General features: G+C 63.8%; 15 protein-coding genes. 3 read left to right on the forward strand and 12 right to left on the reverse strand.

From position 1 onward, the window contains the following. Positions 1 to 44 precede the first annotated feature (44 nt). The 12 genes from NKJ57_RS17790 to NKJ57_RS17845 all read right to left on the reverse strand — a co-directional run bounded on the left by NKJ57_RS17790 (position 45) and on the right by NKJ57_RS17845 (position 13,292). Positions 45 to 1,193 carry an acyl-CoA dehydrogenase family protein gene (locus tag NKJ57_RS17790; RefSeq protein WP_352511447.1) on the reverse strand — a complete coding sequence of 383 codons (1,149 nt, stop codon included), beginning with the start codon at positions 1,191 to 1,193 and terminating at the stop codon, positions 45 to 47. Continuing rightward, positions 1,193 to 2,005 (reverse strand): enoyl-CoA hydratase family protein, encoded by an 813-nt coding sequence (locus NKJ57_RS17795; RefSeq protein WP_352511446.1) that lies wholly within the window; start codon positions 2,003 to 2,005, stop codon positions 1,193 to 1,195. Before NKJ57_RS17795 ends, NKJ57_RS17790 begins: the two co-directional genes overlap by 1 nt. Beyond that, positions 2,002 to 2,472, reverse strand: a complete 471-nt coding sequence (locus tag NKJ57_RS17800; RefSeq protein WP_023667803.1) for a MarR family winged helix-turn-helix transcriptional regulator — start codon at positions 2,470 to 2,472, stop codon at positions 2,002 to 2,004. The genes NKJ57_RS17795 and NKJ57_RS17800 overlap by 4 nt, the downstream gene beginning before the upstream one ends. Continuing rightward, positions 2,466 to 3,239 (reverse strand): SDR family NAD(P)-dependent oxidoreductase, encoded by a 774-nt coding sequence (locus NKJ57_RS17805; protein ID WP_352511445.1) that lies wholly within the window; start codon positions 3,237 to 3,239, stop codon positions 2,466 to 2,468. Before NKJ57_RS17805 ends, NKJ57_RS17800 begins: the two co-directional genes overlap by 7 nt. Then, on the reverse strand, positions 3,236 to 5,530 hold the full coding sequence (locus NKJ57_RS17810) for a bifunctional salicylyl-CoA 5-hydroxylase/oxidoreductase (protein ID WP_352511444.1): 2,295 nt from the start codon (positions 5,528 to 5,530) through the stop codon (positions 3,236 to 3,238). The genes NKJ57_RS17805 and NKJ57_RS17810 overlap by 4 nt, the downstream gene beginning before the upstream one ends. 141 nt (positions 5,531 to 5,671) lie before the next feature. Beyond that, complete coding sequence (locus NKJ57_RS17815; RefSeq protein ID WP_023738334.1) at positions 5,672 to 6,271, reverse strand: VOC family protein; 600 nt, start codon at positions 6,269 to 6,271, stop codon at positions 5,672 to 5,674. A 77-nt stretch (positions 6,272 to 6,348) separates the two neighbouring features. Next, complete coding sequence (locus NKJ57_RS17820; RefSeq protein WP_023740552.1) at positions 6,349 to 7,179, reverse strand: ATP-binding cassette domain-containing protein; 831 nt, start codon at positions 7,177 to 7,179, stop codon at positions 6,349 to 6,351. After that, a complete protein-coding gene (locus NKJ57_RS17825; protein ID WP_023740551.1) occupies positions 7,172 to 8,050 on the reverse strand; it encodes an ABC transporter ATP-binding protein in 879 nt (292 codons plus the stop codon). Before NKJ57_RS17825 ends, NKJ57_RS17820 begins: the two co-directional genes overlap by 8 nt. Then, on the reverse strand, positions 8,047 to 8,895 hold the full coding sequence (locus NKJ57_RS17830) for an ABC transporter permease (RefSeq protein WP_023714925.1): 849 nt from the start codon (positions 8,893 to 8,895) through the stop codon (positions 8,047 to 8,049). Before NKJ57_RS17830 ends, NKJ57_RS17825 begins: the two co-directional genes overlap by 4 nt. Then, entirely contained in the window at positions 8,888 to 9,895 is a 1,008-nt protein-coding gene (locus NKJ57_RS17835) for an ABC transporter permease (RefSeq protein ID WP_023740549.1), read from the reverse strand. The genes NKJ57_RS17830 and NKJ57_RS17835 overlap by 8 nt, the downstream gene beginning before the upstream one ends. A 184-nt stretch (positions 9,896 to 10,079) precedes the next feature. Continuing rightward, positions 10,080 to 11,606: an ABC transporter substrate-binding protein gene (locus tag NKJ57_RS17840; protein ID WP_023667795.1), complete on the reverse strand. Its 1,527-nt coding sequence runs from the start codon at positions 11,604 to 11,606 to the stop codon at positions 10,080 to 10,082. A gap of 111 nt (positions 11,607 to 11,717) precedes the next feature. Next, on the reverse strand, positions 11,718 to 13,292 hold the full coding sequence (locus NKJ57_RS17845) for a phytoene desaturase family protein (RefSeq protein ID WP_352511443.1): 1,575 nt from the start codon (positions 13,290 to 13,292) through the stop codon (positions 11,718 to 11,720). 119 nt (positions 13,293 to 13,411) lie between these two features. On the opposite strand from NKJ57_RS17845, the gene NKJ57_RS17850 reads away from it, so the two are divergent. From NKJ57_RS17850 to NKJ57_RS17860, 3 genes are read left to right on the forward strand one after another with little or no spacing between them, the layout of a single operon-like run. After that, the gene (locus NKJ57_RS17850) at positions 13,412 to 14,203 is read left to right on the forward strand and encodes a cyclase family protein (protein WP_023686911.1); all 792 of its coding nucleotides are present in this window, start codon (positions 13,412 to 13,414) and stop codon (positions 14,201 to 14,203) included. Positions 14,204 to 14,217: 14 nt separating this feature from the next. After that, positions 14,218 to 15,789 (forward strand): phytoene desaturase family protein, encoded by a 1,572-nt coding sequence (locus NKJ57_RS17855; RefSeq protein WP_352511442.1) that lies wholly within the window; start codon positions 14,218 to 14,220, stop codon positions 15,787 to 15,789. Continuing rightward, positions 15,789 to 16,271, forward strand: a complete 483-nt coding sequence (locus tag NKJ57_RS17860; RefSeq protein ID WP_352511440.1) for a MarR family winged helix-turn-helix transcriptional regulator — start codon at positions 15,789 to 15,791, stop codon at positions 16,269 to 16,271. Before NKJ57_RS17855 ends, NKJ57_RS17860 begins: the two co-directional genes overlap by 1 nt. The last annotated feature ends 5 nt before the right edge of the window (positions 16,272 to 16,276 follow it).

Consider the following 16,276-nt stretch of genomic DNA (forward strand, 5'->3'; position numbering starts at 1 on the left):
CCCCGGTATTCTTAAAGATCAATCTCAAATGAAATACATCGCCGTCAGGCCGCGCCCATCACCTGCCGCGCGATCACCACCTTCTGCACGTCGGAAGCGCCCTCATAAATGCGCAGCGCGCGGATTTCGCGATACAGGCTCTCGATGATGTGACCTTTGCGGACGCCGTCGCCGCCATGCAGCTGCACAGCCTTGTCGATCACCTCTTGCGCCTTGTCGGTGGCGAACAGCTTGGCCATCGCCGCCTCGCGGGTTACACGCGCCGCGCCCATGTCCTTGGTCCAGGCAGCGCGGTAGACCAGCAGCGCCGCGGCATCGACGTCCAGCGCCATGTCGGCGATATGGCCTTGTACCATCTGCAGCTCTGCCATCGGAGCGCCGAAAAGTTTGCGCTCGGCCACCCTGCTGATGCTTTCGTCCAGCGCCCGGCGGGCAAAGCCGAGTGCCGCCGCGCCGACCGTCGATCGGAACACGTCAAGCACCGACATGGCGATGCGGAAGCCGTCTCCCGGTTTGCCGATCAGCGCCAAAGCCGGCACCCGGACCTGATCGAAGGAAAGCCGCGCCAGCGGATGCGGCGCGATCACTTCAAGGCGCTCGGCAATGCCAAGCCCCTTGGTATCAGCGGGTACGAGAAAGGCGGAAAGTCCCTTAGCACCCGGTGCCTCGGCGGTGCGGGCAAAGACGACGTAGAGATCGGCAATGCCGCCATTGGAAATCCAGGTTTTCTCTCCGCTGAGGATATAGAAGTCGCCATCGCGGCTCGCCGTCATTTCGGTGTTGGCGACATCCGACCCCGAGCGTGGCTCCGACAGCGCGAAAGCCGAGATCGTCTTGCCGGCCCTGGTCTTTGCCAGCCATTGCTGCTGGTCGGGCGTGCCGAACAGGCTGAGCGCGCCGGTGCCGAGCCCCTGCATGGCGAAGGCGAAGTCGGCCAGCCCGTCATGGCGCGCCAGCGTCTCGCGCGTGATGCACAAGGTGCGGACATCGAGCGGTCCCGGATTGTTGGTATCGAGCGCCGTCGGCTTCAGCCAGCCGTCGCGGCCAAGTTTCGCCACCAGTTCGCGGCAGGCGGCATCGACGTCGCGGTGATCAACGGGAAGGTTTATCGCGCACCATGCTTCCAGCCTTTCGGCCAGTTCGCGGTGGCGATCTTCAAAGAACGGCCAGCTGAGGAAGCTCCTGTCTGCCATCAATTCCCCTCGAACACCGGTTTTTCCTTGGCCACGAAGGCCTTGTAGGCGCGCTCGAAGTCACCCGTCTGCATGCAGATCGCCTGCGCCTGCGCTTCCGCTTCGATTGCCTGGTCGAGGCCCATCGACCATTCCTGGTTGAGCTGCGTCTTGGTGATGCCGTGCGCGAAGGTCGGGCCGGAGACGATGCGCGCCGCCATCTCGAGCGCGTCGGCCTCGAGCACTGCGGCATCGACCAGCCTGTTGTAGAAGCCCCAGCGCTCGCCTTCCGCCGCCGTCATCGTGCGGCCGGTGTAGAGCAATTCGGCGGCACGGCCCTGGCCGATGATGCGCGGCAGGATCGCGCACGCGCCCATGTCGCAGCCGGCAAGCCCGACGCGGGTGAACAGGAAAGCGGTCTTGGCCTCCGGCGTGGCGATGCGGATGTCGGCGCTCATGGCGATGATGGCGCCGGCGCCGACCGCGACACCGTCGACCGCCGCGATGATCGGCTTGCCGCAGTTGAGCATCGCCTTGACGAAATCGCCGGTCATGCGGGTGAAGGCGAGCAATTCCTTCATGTCCATCTTGACCAATGGGCCGATAATGTCGTGGACATCGCCGCCCGAGCAGAAATTGCCGCCATTGGGCAGGAACACCACGGCGTCGACGTCGTCGGCATAGACGAGATCGCGGAACGTGTCGCGCAGTTCCGCATAGCTGTCGAAGGTCAGCGGATTCTTGCGCTCCGGCCGGTCGAGCCGCACCCTGGCGATCCTGCCTTCGACTTCCCAAAGGAAGTGCTTCGGCTTGAGGCCGGCCATCGAACTCATTCGCGTCCCTCCCAGTTGCTGCGGAACGAGGTCAGCATGCCGGTCAGCCGGCGCGCATCCTCCTCGCTGACCTTGGCCAGCAATTCTCCGATCCAACCCTCATGCGCCGCGGCCATTGCGGCAAAAGATTTGGAACCCTCGTCGGTCAGTCGCACCATGGATGTGCGGCGATCGCCATTGCGGCGCGCGCGCGCGACCACCCCTTCCGAAACCAGCCGGTCGACAATGCCGGTGACATTGCCGTTGGATACCAGCAGGAAGCGCGACAGATCGCTCATCAGCATGCCTTCCGGCGCGCGGTAGAGGGCGGCCATGACGTCGAAACGCGGCAGTGTCGTATCGAATTCCTTCTTCAGGCGCTCGCGCAGCTCGGCCTCGATCGTGCGCGAGGCGCGCAGCAGCCTGATCCAGAGACGCAGCCGGTCCTTGCCGGGTCCCGACGGCGCGGGCAATGGGCCGGCTACCATGTTTCGCCTCCTGAGATCGAAATCGCTTGTCCGGTAATCGACGCAGCCGCATCGCCGCACAGCCAGAGCACCGCCGCGGCAACTTCCTGCGGCTGGATGAAACGGCCTTGCGGGTTGGTCGAGGCAAGGCTCGCCCGCGCCTGCTCGACTGAGCGGCCGGTCTTTTCGACGACGCGCTGAATGGAGTCCGCCAGCATGTCGGTCTCTACGAAGCCCGGGCAAACGGCGTTGACGGTCACGCCGGATTTCGCCGTCTCGGCCGCCAGTGCCCGCATCAGCCCGACCACCCCATGCTTGGCCGCCACATAGGGTGCGACATAGGCGTAGCCTTTCAGTCCTGCCGTCGACGCGACGAAGACGATCCGGCCCGCCTTGCGCGCGGCCATGCCGACCAGCGCCGGCTTCACCGTCAGGAAGGCGCCGGTCAAATTGACGTCGAGCGTCCGCTGCCAGTCGGCAAGCGAGGTCTTGTACGCCGGCGTGCTGCTGGCCATGCCGGCATTGGCGACGACGATGTCGAACGGGCCTCGCATGGCTTCCGCCTGCGAGTAGAGCGAAATTATCGCCGCCTCATTTGTAACATCGGCTGACATGGCGTGGATGCGGTCGTTCTCTCCAGCCACCTTGGCAAGCTCGGCGTCGCGCCGTCCGCATATGGTCACCTCGATGCCGGCCTCGGCCAGCGCGAGTGCGATGGCCCGACCGACGCCGGAACCGCCGCCGGTGACCAGCGCGTGTTTGCCTGAAATCGCCGAGGCCGTCGTCATACTTTCAGCCCCGCCGCCGCATCGCGCTCGGCCAGCCGGTAGATCTGGTCGCGTCCGGGCAGATAGGGATCCGGCCATTTGACGCCACGGTCGCCGAGCGTCACTGCCGCATGCAGCGTCCAGTAGGGATCGGCGAGATGCGGCCGTGCCAGTGCCACCAGGTCGGCGCGGCCAGCCATCAGGATCGAATTGACATGGTCAGGCTCGTAGATGTTGCCGACCGCCATCGTCGCCATGCCGACCTCGTTGCGGATACGGTCCGAGAACGGCGTCTGGAACATGCGGCCATAGACAGGCTTGGCGGCAATCGAGGTTTGGCCCGCCGAGACGTCGCATATGTCGACGCCTTCCAAATGCAGCATCCGCGCGATCTCCACCGCATCGGCCGGCGTCACACCCTCGATGCCGACCCAGTCATTGGCCGAAATGCGCACCGAGATCGGCTTTCGCGCCGGCCAGGCGGCACGCACCGCATGGAAGATTTCCAGGGGATAGCGCATGCGATTTTCCAGCGAACCGCCATACTCATCCGTGCGCCGGTTGGTGACCGGCGTGATGAAGGACGACAGCAGATAGCCGTGCGCGGCATGGATCTCCAGCATGTCGAAGCCGCAGCGATCGGCCATCTGGGTGGCGGTCACGAACTCGTCGCGCACCTTGTCCATGTCAGCACGGTCCATGGCTTTCGGCACCTGATTCTCAGGTGACCATGCAATCGCCGAGGCCGCCATGACCGGCCAATTGCCCGAGGCGAGCGGCACGTCGGTGCCTTCCCAACCGATACGGGTCGAGCCCTTGGCCCCGGAATGCCCGACTTGGGCGCAGATTTTCGCCTCGGTCTCGGTGTGGACAAAATCGACGAGCCGCTTCCACGCAACCTCATGTTCGGGCGCATAGAAGCCGGGACAGCCGGGCGTGATGCGTCCTTCCGGGCTGACGCAGGTCATCTCGATATAGACAAGCCCGGCGCCGCCCTTGGCCCGCTCGGCATAGTGGGCGAAATGCCAGTCGGTCGGGCAGCCATCGACGGCCTTGTACTGCGCCATCGGCGAAACGACGATGCGGTTGTTGAGCTGCATGTCGCGCAGCCTGAACGGCGCGAACATCGGCGCCCGGCGCTGCCTGTTGCCGCCTGCCCCCGCCTGGCGCTGGAACCATTCCTCGGCGCTTTCAAGCCATTTGGCATCCCGCAGCCGCAAATTCTCGTGGCTGATGCGCTGCGAGCGGGTCAGCAGCGAATAGTTGAACTGCACCGGATCGAGGCCGAGATAGCGCTCGACCTCCTCGAACCACTCCAGCGAATTGCGCGCTGCCGACTGCAGCTTCAGCACCTCGGTGCGGCGCGCATCCTCATACTTGCGGAAGGCGGCGACGAGGTCCGGTTCGGTTTTGACATACTCGGCCAGCGCGACCGCACTTTCCAATGCGAGTTTGGTGCCCGAGCCGATCGAGAAATGCGCCGAGGCCGCGGCATCGCCCATCAGCGCCAGGTTCTTGTACGACCAGCGTTCGCACAGCACGCGCGGGAAATTGATCCAGGCCGAACCTCTGATGTGATTGGCATTGGTCATCAGCGCGTGGCCGCCGAGATGCTTCTCAAAGATGCGCTCGCAGACGGCGATCGATTCCTGCTGCGACATCGCGCCGAAGCCGAAGGCAGCCCAGGTCTGTTCGCTGCATTCGACGATGAAAGTCGCTGTCTCGCTGTCGAACTGATAGGCGTGCGCCCACACCCAGCCATGTTCGGTCTTCTCGAAGATGAAGGTGAAGGCGTCGTCGAATTTCTGGTTGGTGCCGAGCCAGACGAATTTGCATTTGCGGGTGTCGATGTCGGGCTTGAAGACTTCGACGAAGGTGTTGCGCGCCCTTGAGTTCAGCCCATCGGCGGCGACGACCAGATCATGCGTCTCCATATAGTGCTGAGGGTCGGCGATATCGCTCTCGAACATCAGCCTCACGCCAAGTTCGCGCGCGCGTCGCTGCAGCAGGATCAGAAGCCGCTTGCGGCCGATGCCACAGAAACCGTGGCCCGACGAGACCGTGCGCACGCCGTCATGGATGACGGCGATGTCGTCCCAATAGGCGAAATGCTTCTTGATCCATACAGCGCTGACCGGGTCGTTTTTGGCAAGGTTGTCGAGTGTTTCGGCCGACAGCACGACGCCCCAGCCGAACGTATCGTCGGCGCGGTTGCGCTCAAACACCGTGACCTCGTGGGCGGCGTCCCGCAGCTTCATTGAAATGGCAAAGTAGAGGCCGGCTGGTCCGCCACCGAGAACCGCAACCTTCATCCGTGCGATCTCCTCTTCGCTTGCTGCATATCAAGTATCGCGCCGGAGACAATATATTTCAAGCTTAAAGTTTCATGTTGGAACGATTGCTGGACACGGGTGGCGCGCCTGCGGGCTGGCCCCGCAAGCGCGCTCTGGAAATCACTTGTCCGGGTTCTTCGGGCTCCACAGCACAGTCTCGGCACCCTTCTCATAGGCCATCCCATCGGGATAGCTGATCGCCTCCAGTTGCAATCCCCATGGCGCCTGGAAATAGAGGATGGTCTGGCCGGCCGCCGGACCTTCCTTGACCGGCAGCGGACCCATCCGCGTCTTCACCCCCTTGCTGTCGAGATAGGCTTTCGCCGCGGCGACATCATCGACATACATGGCAATGTGGAAGCCGCCGATATCGCTGTTCTTCGGAGTCAAATCCTTCTGGTCGGGCGCGGTGTATTTGAACAGCTCGATGTTCGATCCATAACCGCAACGCACCATGGTGACCTGCTCGATGACAGCCTTCGGATCGACGCCCAGAAGATCCTGCATGAAGGTGCCCTTGTCATCGGCGAACGGACCGAACGACATCGCCTTCTTGCAGCCGACGACTTCGGTGAAGAAGTCGACTGCCTGCTTCATGTCGGGCACCGTGATGCCGGTGTGGTCGTGGCCGCGCATGCCGGGGATCGCATCGGCCGAAGCCGTTCCCATCGAGCAGAACAGGATCGCGGCAAGCATCGTGCCGCGGGCTGCGTAATTCATATTACCCTCCGTTCGCGGGCTGATTTTGCCCTCATGCACGTCCGAAGCCCGCTGTTCGGCGTGGTGGGTGAACAGTCCTATGCCGGCGCTTTCGTTGCTGGCCGCAACCAGTCCGCGTCGATCTCAGGCAGTGGGATGGCGGCAAGCAGGTCGCGCGTGTAGGTCTCCCTGGGATTGTCGAACAGCGCATCGGTGGCGCTCGCCTCGACGATCATGCCCTGGCGCATCACGATCACTTGCTGGCACAGCCGCCGGATGACCGACAGGTCGTGGCTGATGAAGGCGACCGTCAGCCCCATCTCCGCGGCCAGTCTCTCCAAAAGGGTGAGGATCTGCGCCTGCGTCGATACGTCGAGGCCGGAGACGATCTCGTCGGCGAGCACGAATTTGGGCGACAGCGCCAGCGCGCGTGCAATGCCGACGCGCTGGCGTTGGCCGCCCGACAGTTCATGACGATAGCGGCTGGAGAAGCCTTGCGGCAGGCCGACGCGATGCAATGCCTCGGCGACGCGTTCCTTAAGCCTGTCGCCAAGCCCATTCTGCTTGAGCGGCGCGGCAATGATGCCGGCGATGGTGCGACGCGGGTTGAGCGACGACATCGGGTCCTGGAAGATCATCTGCAGGTCGCGGCGCAGAGGTCGCAGCTCTGCATCCGGCAGATGGGCGATATCGCGGCCCTCGAAATGGATGCTGCCGACGCTCGGCTCCAGAAGTCTGACAAGCGTGCGGCCGAGCGTCGATTTTCCGGACCCGGATTCACCGACGATGCCGGTCACCGAACCTCTCGGCAAATCGAAATCCAGGCCTTTCAAAATCTCGGCCAGCGGCGCGCGGCCGATCAGCGGCTTGCGGGTCATGTCGGGCAGCGCCACCTTCAGCCCGCGCACGGAAAACAGCGGCTCAACCATGCGGCCGCCTCCACGCCTGGTCTGCCGCATCGATCTCAGCGGCAAGCCCGGCCAGCACGGTCTCGTCCACCGGCATCAGCGAGGCGAAAGGATCTGTGTAACGCGGCGTCGCGGCCATCAGTGCCCGCGTGTATGGGTGCTGCGGGGCGTCGAAGAGAGCAGCCGTCTCGGCTTCCTCCACCACTTTGCCGGCATAAAGCACCGACACCTTCTGGCTGATCTTTGCAACGACGCCGAGATCGTGGGTGACGAACAGGATCGCGGTGCCATGCTCGCGCTGCAGCTCGGCGATCAGGCGCAGGATCTGCTTTTGCACGGTAACGTCGAGCGCGGTTGTCGGCTCGTCGGCCACGATCAGCCGTGGCTCGGCGGCGAAGGCGGCGGCGATCAGCACGCGCTGGCGCATGCCGCCGGACAGCTCGTGCGGATAGCATTTCAGCACCCGGTCGGGATCGCGGATCTGCACTTCATCCAACAATTGCCGGATACGCTTGTCCGCCTTGTCACCGCTCCAGCCGAGAATGCGCACCAGCCGGTCAGTCATCTGCGGACCGATGCGGCGCGACGGGTTGAGCGCAGTCAACGGATCCTGCGGGATCAGCGCCGTGCGGGCGCCGATCAGCGTACGCCTTGCCTTGGGCTGCAGCCTGCCGAGGTCTTGGCCTTCGAGCTGCATGGCGCCTTCGACGATGCGCACGCTTGACGGCAGCACACCGAGCACCGCCTTGCCGATCATCGTCTTGCCGGCGCCGCTCTCGCCGACAAGAGCACGCACCTCACCCCGCTGCACGGAAAGCGACACGGAGCGCAGCACTCGCTGGCCGTTCGGCAGCACGGCGCTCAGATTGGCAATATCCAGGCAAGCGCTCATCGCAGCACCGGATCGAAGCGTGTCTTCAGCGCCTCACCGAACTGGCTGAACGACAGCACGGTGAGGATCAGCGTTACGAGCGGAAACACCAGCACCCACCAGGCCTGATGGATCGACAGCCGGCCCTCGGCGATGATGCCGCCCCAGGTCGGATCGTCGGTCGAGATCGACAGATTGACGAAGGACAGGATGGCCTCCACGATGACGGCGATGCCCATCTCCAGCGACAGCAGTGCCACGATCGACGGCACCACATTGGGCAGCACCTCGCGCAGCATGATGCCGATGCGGCCATAGCCGGCGATGCGGGCGTTCTCGACATAGTCCATGCGCGACTGGCCCATCGCTTCGGCGCGGATCACCCGGCAAAAGCGCGTCCAGTCGATTATGACGATGGCGAGGATGACGGAACTGAGGCCGGTGCCGAGCACCGCGACCAGCAGGATGGCGAACAGCACCGGCGGGAATGCCATCCAGACGTCGACGATGCGTGAAATGATGCGGTCGGCCCAGCCGCCGAAATAGCCGGCGACCAGTCCGAGCGTCGAGCCGACAAGGCAGGCGGCGATCGCCGCCGCGAAAGCGACGATGAAGGCGATACGGCCGCCGAAGATCAGCCGGGAGAGGAGATCGCGGCCGAGGCTGTCGGTGCCCAGCCAATAGCCGGATTCCGCACCACTCATCCAGAATGGCGGCAGCCGTTCCAGCATCAGGTCTTGCGCCAGCGGGTCCTGCGGTGCGACCAGCGGCGCGAAGATCGCGGCCAGCAGCGCCAGCAGCAGCCAGCCGCCGGCCAGCCACAGCCTCGGGCCTAGTCCGCGCCGGGCGATGCGTGCCTCATCCATGGCGCAGCCTCGGATTGAGCAGCGCGTACATCATGTCGACGCCAAGATTGATCAGCACGAACAGCAGCGCGAACACCAGCACGATGCCTTGGATCAGCGGCAGGTCGCGGTTGATGACGGCATCGATCGCCATGTTGCCGAGCCCTTCGTAGGAAAACAGCCGCTCGACGATGACCGTGCCGCCGACAAGGAAGGTGAACTGGACGCCCACGAGAGTCAGTGTCGGCAAGGCAGCGTTCTTCAGCGCCTCGCGCAGGATAACCTGCGTTTCCGAAAACCCCTTCACCCGGGCCAGCACGACATAGTCGAGGTCAAGCACTTCCTTCAGCGACTGTTTCAGCAACTGCGCGATGATTGCCGCCAGCGGCAATGCCAAGGCTACTGCCGGCATCAGCATGTGTTTCAGCAGATCCCAGGTCAGGTCGAAGCGCAGCCGAAGCAAGCTCTCGAAGAAATAGAACTGGGTGACGAAGGGCAGATCGAGCTGCGGCGACACGCGGCCGGAGATATCGAAGATCGGCACCAGCACGCCAAACAAAAGGATCAGCACGAGGCCCCACAGGAAATCGGGAATGGAAAGGGCGGCGCCGCTGGCGATATCGATGCCGGCTTCGACCGCCGTGCCGCGCTCGCGGGCTCCGAGGATCGCCGTCGTGCCGCCGAGCCCAACCGCCATGACGAGCGCGATGATGGCAAGTTCCAGCGTTGCCGGCAAACGATTGAAGACAAGGCTGAGCACATCTTGCCTGAGCGAAATCGAGGTGCCGAAATCGCCCCTGACGACGCCGGACAGCCAGATGAAGAATTGCTGCACGATGGTCTTGTCGAGCCCGTAGAGTGCACGCAGCCGGTCGATGTCGGCATCTGTCGCACCGGGGGGCAGCATCATGGCGATCGGGTCACCAGGCGCGACGCGGATCACGACGAAGACGACGACAGCCACGCCGAACAGCGTGATCAGCATCGTCAGCAGACGGATCAGGAATCGTTGCAGGAGCATTCTGGTGTTGGCCCAGTGCGTTTCTAACGAAGAGCCCCCTCATTCGTCCGCTTCGCGGCCACCTTCTCCCCGAGGGGAGAAGAGGTCACGGACAGCTGAGCTGGTCTCTTCTCCCCAGCGGGGAGAAGGTGGCCCGAAGGGCCGGATGGGCCGCTCAGCGAAGGGTGGCGCCCACAAGCCGATATCAGGCCGGGGTCATCAGCGCCGGCAGCAGCGCGCCGGACACATGCTGCACCACGTTGACGCCCTTGGCATGCACGATAGGTTGCGCATACTGAATCAGCGGCAGCACATAGGCCTGCTCGGCGATATACTTGTCGACAGCCTTCCAGCCGGCGATGCGCTTGGCCTCGTCCTTCTCGCCCCAGAGCGGATTGATCATGTCGATCAGGTCCTGGCTGTCCCACACCGAGTGCGGGCTCGGCCCATACATGGCAAAACCAGTCGACGTTGTCGGATCGCCGATGGCATTGCCCCAATTGTAGAAGGCGGCCGGCGCTAGTTTGTCGGCGGCGCGCAGTTCATAGTGCTTGGCGATCTCGTAGACCTCGATCGTCGCCTCGATGCCGACCTTGCGCCACATGCCGACGATCGCCTGGATCATCTCATAATCCTTGGGCTTGAAGCCCTTGGTCGTCTGGATTGTGAACTTGACCGGTTTTTCCGGCGAATAGCCGGAGGCCGCGAGCAGCTCCTTGGCCTTTTCAGGATTGTGCTCGACCTTGATCGAGGCGTCGAAGGCCGTGTACTCCGGGGTCTCCAGCGTGGCGATCGGCTGGCCATAGCCGCGCAGCAGCCGTTTGACCAGAAGCTCCTTGTCCACAGCCATGACGGCGGCCTGGCGGACGTTCTTGTCCAGCATCGCTTCGATGTCATTGAAGAAGATCATGCCGATGTCGGAAACGGGCTTGCACGAGCCGGCAAGCCCGTCCTTGGCGATCAGCCGGTCATACTCTTCGTAGGGGACCTCCAGCGTCACCTGCGAGGAACCGGATTCGATTTCGGCAACGCGGCTCGCCGCGTCGGTGACGAACTTGATCGTCACATTCTCGAAGGCCGGCTTGTCGCCCCAATAGTGCGGGTTGGCCTTCAGTCGGAGGAAAGCATTTCGCTCGAATTTTTCCACCATGTACGGGCCGGTGCCGATCGGCGCCTTCTCGAACCCTTCGGCGCCGACCTTCTCGTAATAGGCCTTCGGCAGGATGTAGCCGGTCAGGAACGACATCCATTTGAAGTAGACCGGATCGAACTGCACGACGTCGCCGGTGATCTTGTTGCCGTCGATCTTGAAATTGTTGACGTTCTTCCAGACGAACTGGATCGGATTGCCGGTCTTTTCGTCGCCCGCCCGCTGCAGCGACCAGACCACGTCCTCGGGCGTGAAGGGCGAGCCGTCATGCCAGGTCACGCCTTCGCGCACCGTCATCGTCACCTTGGTGCGATCCTCGTTCCAGCCCCATTCGGTGAGCAGGCCAGGCGCAAAGGACAGGTCCGGCTTTTGCGGAATGAACTGGTCGAACACTGACTGGTAGAGGCCCTGGATCGTCGGGTTGACGGCCGAGGGTCCGGTGGTCGGATCCCAGGACGGCAGGTTGACGTTATAGGCGATGGTCAGTTCGCCCGCTGCCTTGGCGATCTGCGGCAGGCCGATTGCGGCCGCACCAAGTGCCGCGGCACTGTATCCCAGCAATTCGCGTCTGTTGATTGTCATGGTCGTTCCCCTTGTTGTTTGTTGTCTTTGCGCGGCACTACCAGTTCATAGCTTCAGGCTTCGTGGGGCAGCAGCGCCTTGCCTCTCGTCGCCCTCCTGAAATCTTCCGAGCTACCTCCCGCCAAGCTGTTGCGCGAGCATGTAGCCCGAGGCCGCGCCGGTGCCGGCGCCCGGCCATGTCGCGGCGCCCGTGAGGTGCAGATTGGCGACCGGCGTGTTCCAGCCGGCATAGCCGCGCGCCGGGCGAAACAAGAAGTTCTGCGCCAGATGATGGCTGCCGCAGACCTGGTCGCCACCGACGAGATTGGGGTTCTCACGCTCGAGGTCGATTGGCGAGAACACTGCACGGCCGAGGATTTTCGGGCGCAGTCCGGGTGCGTATATCTCGATGATGTCGAGCACGCGCTCGGCGTAGGCATCCTTGACCTGATCCCAATGCGCGTGAGCGATCCTGCCTGCCGCATCGCCCAGGATTTCGGCAGGCAGCATGCGCACTTGCACCCACAGCACATGTTTGCCCTGAGGCGCGCGCGACGGATCGATCGCGGTCGGCTGGCCGACGACCAGCACCGGTTCGTCCGGCAGCATGCCCGCCATCGCCTGCTGATAGGTGCGCGACATCGCGTCGAGCGACGGCGACAGATGCACATAAGCGAACTGCCGAAGCTCCGCGCCGGCGCGCCAATCGGGCAGGTCGTCGAGCGCCAGATGGATCATCATCGTGCCCGGCGCGTGCCGGAATTTCTGCATCGCCGTGTCGAAGCCGGCGTCGCCGAAACCGTTGGGTAGCAACCTGCCGCTCAACGCCTTGGGCGCGACGCCGGCAATCACTGCCTTGGTGGCCGTATGTGTCTCACCTGAAGCGAGTCGCACGCCCGATGCCTTGCCGCCGGCAACGGTGATCTCGGCAACTTCCGCCCCGGTGACGATCGTGCCGCCGGCCGACGCCACCATGCCCGACAACGCGCGGATGATGGTGTCGGCGCCACCCTTGCCCAGCACCATGCCGAAGCTCTGATTGGCCATCGATTCAAGATAGGGGAATACGGCGCCGCCGGCGATGTCGGGGGCGAAGTCGAGATGCATGCCCCAGGTGGCAAGCGTTGCCCGCACATGCGCGGACTCGAAATTTTCCTCCAGCCAGGCGCGAGGCGATGACAACAGCAGCCGTCCCGTATCGAGCGCGCCGGACATGCCTTTCTTGCGCCACAGGTTCCAGGCGGTGCCGGCAAGCGCACGCGCACTCATCGGCGAGCCCAGCAGCCGGAACAGATGCTCGGCCTCATCAGGGAATGCGGCAACGAGCTTGCGCCACGTCTCGGCATCGGCAGCGGAGAACGCGGCCATGCGCGTGGCGGTCTTTTCCAGGTCGTTGCTGACGCCGAACCAGCGTCCGTCTGGGAAGGCGCTGGCGAAACAATCGGCGACCGGCGCGAACTCCAGCCCGTGGGTTTTCAATTCATTTGCATATTTCCGGTGGAAGGCGGAGCCGGCGAACAGGCTCAGATTCATCGCACCGAAATCGTGGCGGAAGCCGGGAAGCGTATATTCGTGTGTCTGGACGGCGCCGCCGATTGCTGCACTGCGCTCGAAAATCCCGGTTTTCCAGCCCTTGAGTGCCAGATGCGCAGCGCATGCCAGACTGTTGTGGCCCGCCCCGACAAAGATGGCGTCGAACTCGCTCACGCCCCGTTCCCATTTCCTTTATGCTTAAAGATAATTGCAGATGCATATGTTTTCGTCTAGTAGGATATTAAGGGCCGAGACGAGCCTTGATCATCACCGACAAGAGGGAACTTCAGACCATGGACACGCAAAAACTCCTCGGCGAAGTCGCCGGCCAGCTGCTTTCAGGCGCCATCAGGGTGGTCGACCTCTCTGCGCAACTCGGACCCGACACGCCTCTTATCAAGCTGCCGCCGGAGCTTGCCGTCGACACGCCAAAGGTCGAGATCCATAACATCTCCCGTTATGACAAGAACGGCCCGTGGTGGGCATGGAACTGGCTGAAGCTTGGGGAGCATTCGGGCACGCATTTCGATGCGCCGCAGCATTGGATCAGCGGCAAGGATTATCCGGACGGCGCCACCGACACCATTCCGGCGCAGAACTTCGTCGGCCCGGTCAATGTCATCGACTGCTCGAAGGAAGCCGCCGCCGATCACGATTTCCTGCTCACCGTCGACCACATCAAGGCGTGGGAAGCCAAGCATGGCGCCATCAATGCCGGGGAGTGGGTGGTGATGCGCACCGACTGGTATAAGCGCAATGGCTCGGAAGCCGAATTCCTCAACGCCAACGAAACCGGCCCACATACGCCAGGTCCGACAGCCGAAGCCATCCAGTTCCTGATCAGCAAGGATATCAAGGGCTGGGGCTCAGAGACGATCGGCACCGATGCCGGCAAGGCCGGCGGCATGGAGCCGCCATTTCCGGCCCACACGCTGATGCACAAGGCCAACCGCTATGGCCTCGCCAGCCTCTGCAATCTCGACCAGTTGCCTCCGAAGGGCGCCATCCTGATCGCCGCACCGCTCAAGATCGAACATGGCACCGGCAGCCCTATCCGCGCGCTGGCGCTGGTGTCGAAAGGCTGAGAAAGCACGCTGAGGTGAGCCAGCCGGATCACATCATCGTCGGCAGCGGCATCAACGCGCTGGTCTGCGCGGCGATGCTCGGCGGCAAGGGCGCGAAGGTGCTCGTCCTCGAGCGCAACGACCGCATCGGCGGCTGCATGCGTACCGAGGAGATCACCGCGCCCGGCTTCATCCATGACGTGATGGCGACCACCTTCGTGCTGTTCATCACCTCGCCGGCCTTTGCGGCATTGGGCAGCGACCTCGCGCGGCACGGGCTGGAGTTCTGTCACACCGGCACGCCAACCGGCGTGCTGCGGCCGGACGGCAGCCATGCCGTGCTCACCACCGACCGCGCCGCCAACGTCGCTGCAATCAATGCGATCGCCCCCGGCGATGGCGACCGGCACGCCGACGATGTCGGCAGCATCGAGCGCAATGCCGGCCTGCTGTTCGGCCTGCTCGGCGGCAGCCTGTGGTCCTATCCGACGGCGAAACTGCTGGCCGGCGATGCCTGGCGGCGCAGCCCGCGTGGCCTTGCCGCTTTTCTGGGTGAGGCACTGGTGCCGGCGCGCAGCTGGCTGGAAAGCACCTATCGGTCCGAGACAATCCGCGCGCTGTGGGCGCCCTGGGTGCTGCACGCCGGGCTCGGACCGGAAGACGCCTTCTCAGGGCAGATCGCCAAGGTCATTGCCTTCGCGCTGGAAGCGGCCGGGGCGCCGATCGTCAAGGGTGGGGCGAAGACCCTGCTCACTGCCTTCGAAGCCCTGATACGGGAACGCGGCGGCGAAATCCGCACCGGCGCCGATGTCGCCTCGATCGTCCAGAGCGGTGGCCGCGCGACCGGCGTGCGGCTGGCATCCGGCGAAACGATTACAGCAAACAAGAGCGTCATCTGCTCGGTCACGCCGACGCAGCTTTACGGCCGGCTGGTCGGCACGGATGCTCCCAAAGCCGAGGTCGAGGCGACACAGAAATATCGCTACGGCAAAGGCAATTTCCAGATCCACTATGCGCTGGCCAAGCCGCCGGCATGGCGCGGCGAAGGCCTCGACAAGGTGGCGCTGCTGCACCTGACGCCGGGGCTCGATGGCGTCTCGAAAGCCTGCAACGAGGCGGCGCGCGGGATGCTGCCGGAAGTGCCGACCATCTGCGTCGGCCAGCCGCATGCGCTCGATCCATCGCGCTGCCCGGAAGGCAAGGCGATCCTGTGGCTGCAACTGCCCGAGGCGCCCCGGCACATCAAGGGTGATGCCGCCGGCAAGCTGCAGACGCCGGCTGACGGACAATGGACCGAGGCGCTGCGTGAAGCCTACGCCGACCGCGTCGAAACCATTCTCGCCAGCCACATCGATGGCTTCAAGGGCAGCGTGATTGCGCGCCGCGCCTATTCGCCGGCCGATCTCGAAGCGATGAACATCAACCTGGTTGGCGGCGACCCCTATGGCGGCTCGTCGACTATCGACCAGTCGTTCCTGTGGCGGCCGTTCAAGACCAGCCGCAACCATCAGACCGGGATCAAAAACCTCTATCACATCGGCGCTTCCACCCATCCGGGCGCAGGCCTCGGCGGCGGTTCCGGCTTTCTCCTGGCGGGGAGGCTGTGATGGAGCAGAAGGTGGCGGAAGGGCGCCAGCGCATTTCGACCCTCGGCCAGATCGGCCTGCAGCAATTCGCGCCCTATCTGATGAACCGCATCATGGGCCGCTACAACGCCACCTTGCGCGACGATTTCCGCAAGCAGGGCCTGACTATTCCGCAGGTCCGCACGCTGGCCGTGCTGTCGGTCACCGACGGCGTCACCGTCAACGACCTCTCGGTCTACACCGTCATAGAGCAGTCGACCTTGAGCCGCACGCTCGACACGCTGGAGGGACAAGGCTTTGTGCGACGCGAGCAAGGCGTCACCGACAGCCGCATCCGCCATGTCTTCCTCACCGATGAGGGCCGCGCAGAGTTCACCCGCGCCTGGCCGGCTATGCATGACGCCTTCGAGGCAATGTTCGACGATATTGACGATGCCGAATATGCAGCACTGATCGCGACGCTCTTGAAGATGCTCAAGAACATTCGCAAGCACGAAATCTAGACGTA

Source organism: Mesorhizobium sp. M0077, from assembly GCF_040322955.1.
Taxonomy (GTDB): Bacteria; Pseudomonadota; Alphaproteobacteria; order Rhizobiales; family Rhizobiaceae; genus Mesorhizobium.

What these genes read in the sequence shown, in the direction of transcription:
- NKJ57_RS17840 (WP_023667795.1), bottom strand. Translation starts at nt 11,606, where the DNA reads ATGACAATCAACAGACGCGAATTGCTGGGATACAGTGCCGCGGCACTT.
- NKJ57_RS17850 (WP_023686911.1), top strand. Translation starts at nt 13,412, where the DNA reads ATGGACACGCAAAAACTCCTCGGCGAAGTCGCCGGCCAGCTGCTTTCA.
- NKJ57_RS17825 (WP_023740551.1), bottom strand. Translation starts at nt 8,050, where the DNA reads ATGAGCGCTTGCCTGGATATTGCCAATCTGAGCGCCGTGCTGCCGAAC.
- NKJ57_RS17790 (WP_352511447.1), bottom strand. Translation starts at nt 1,193, where the DNA reads ATGGCAGACAGGAGCTTCCTCAGCTGGCCGTTCTTTGAAGATCGCCAC.
- NKJ57_RS17860 (WP_352511440.1), top strand. Translation starts at nt 15,789, where the DNA reads ATGGAGCAGAAGGTGGCGGAAGGGCGCCAGCGCATTTCGACCCTCGGC.
- NKJ57_RS17830 (WP_023714925.1), bottom strand. Translation starts at nt 8,895, where the DNA reads ATGGATGAGGCACGCATCGCCCGGCGCGGACTAGGCCCGAGGCTGTGG.
- NKJ57_RS17835 (WP_023740549.1), bottom strand. Translation starts at nt 9,895, where the DNA reads ATGCTCCTGCAACGATTCCTGATCCGTCTGCTGACGATGCTGATCACG.
- NKJ57_RS17805 (WP_352511445.1), bottom strand. Translation starts at nt 3,239, where the DNA reads ATGACGACGGCCTCGGCGATTTCAGGCAAACACGCGCTGGTCACCGGC.
- NKJ57_RS17815 (WP_023738334.1), bottom strand. Translation starts at nt 6,271, where the DNA reads ATGAATTACGCAGCCCGCGGCACGATGCTTGCCGCGATCCTGTTCTGC.
- NKJ57_RS17820 (WP_023740552.1), bottom strand. Translation starts at nt 7,179, where the DNA reads ATGGTTGAGCCGCTGTTTTCCGTGCGCGGGCTGAAGGTGGCGCTGCCC.
- NKJ57_RS17795 (WP_352511446.1), bottom strand. Translation starts at nt 2,005, where the DNA reads ATGAGTTCGATGGCCGGCCTCAAGCCGAAGCACTTCCTTTGGGAAGTC.
- NKJ57_RS17810 (WP_352511444.1), bottom strand. Translation starts at nt 5,530, where the DNA reads ATGAAGGTTGCGGTTCTCGGTGGCGGACCAGCCGGCCTCTACTTTGCC.
- NKJ57_RS17800 (WP_023667803.1), bottom strand. Translation starts at nt 2,472, where the DNA reads ATGGTAGCCGGCCCATTGCCCGCGCCGTCGGGACCCGGCAAGGACCGG.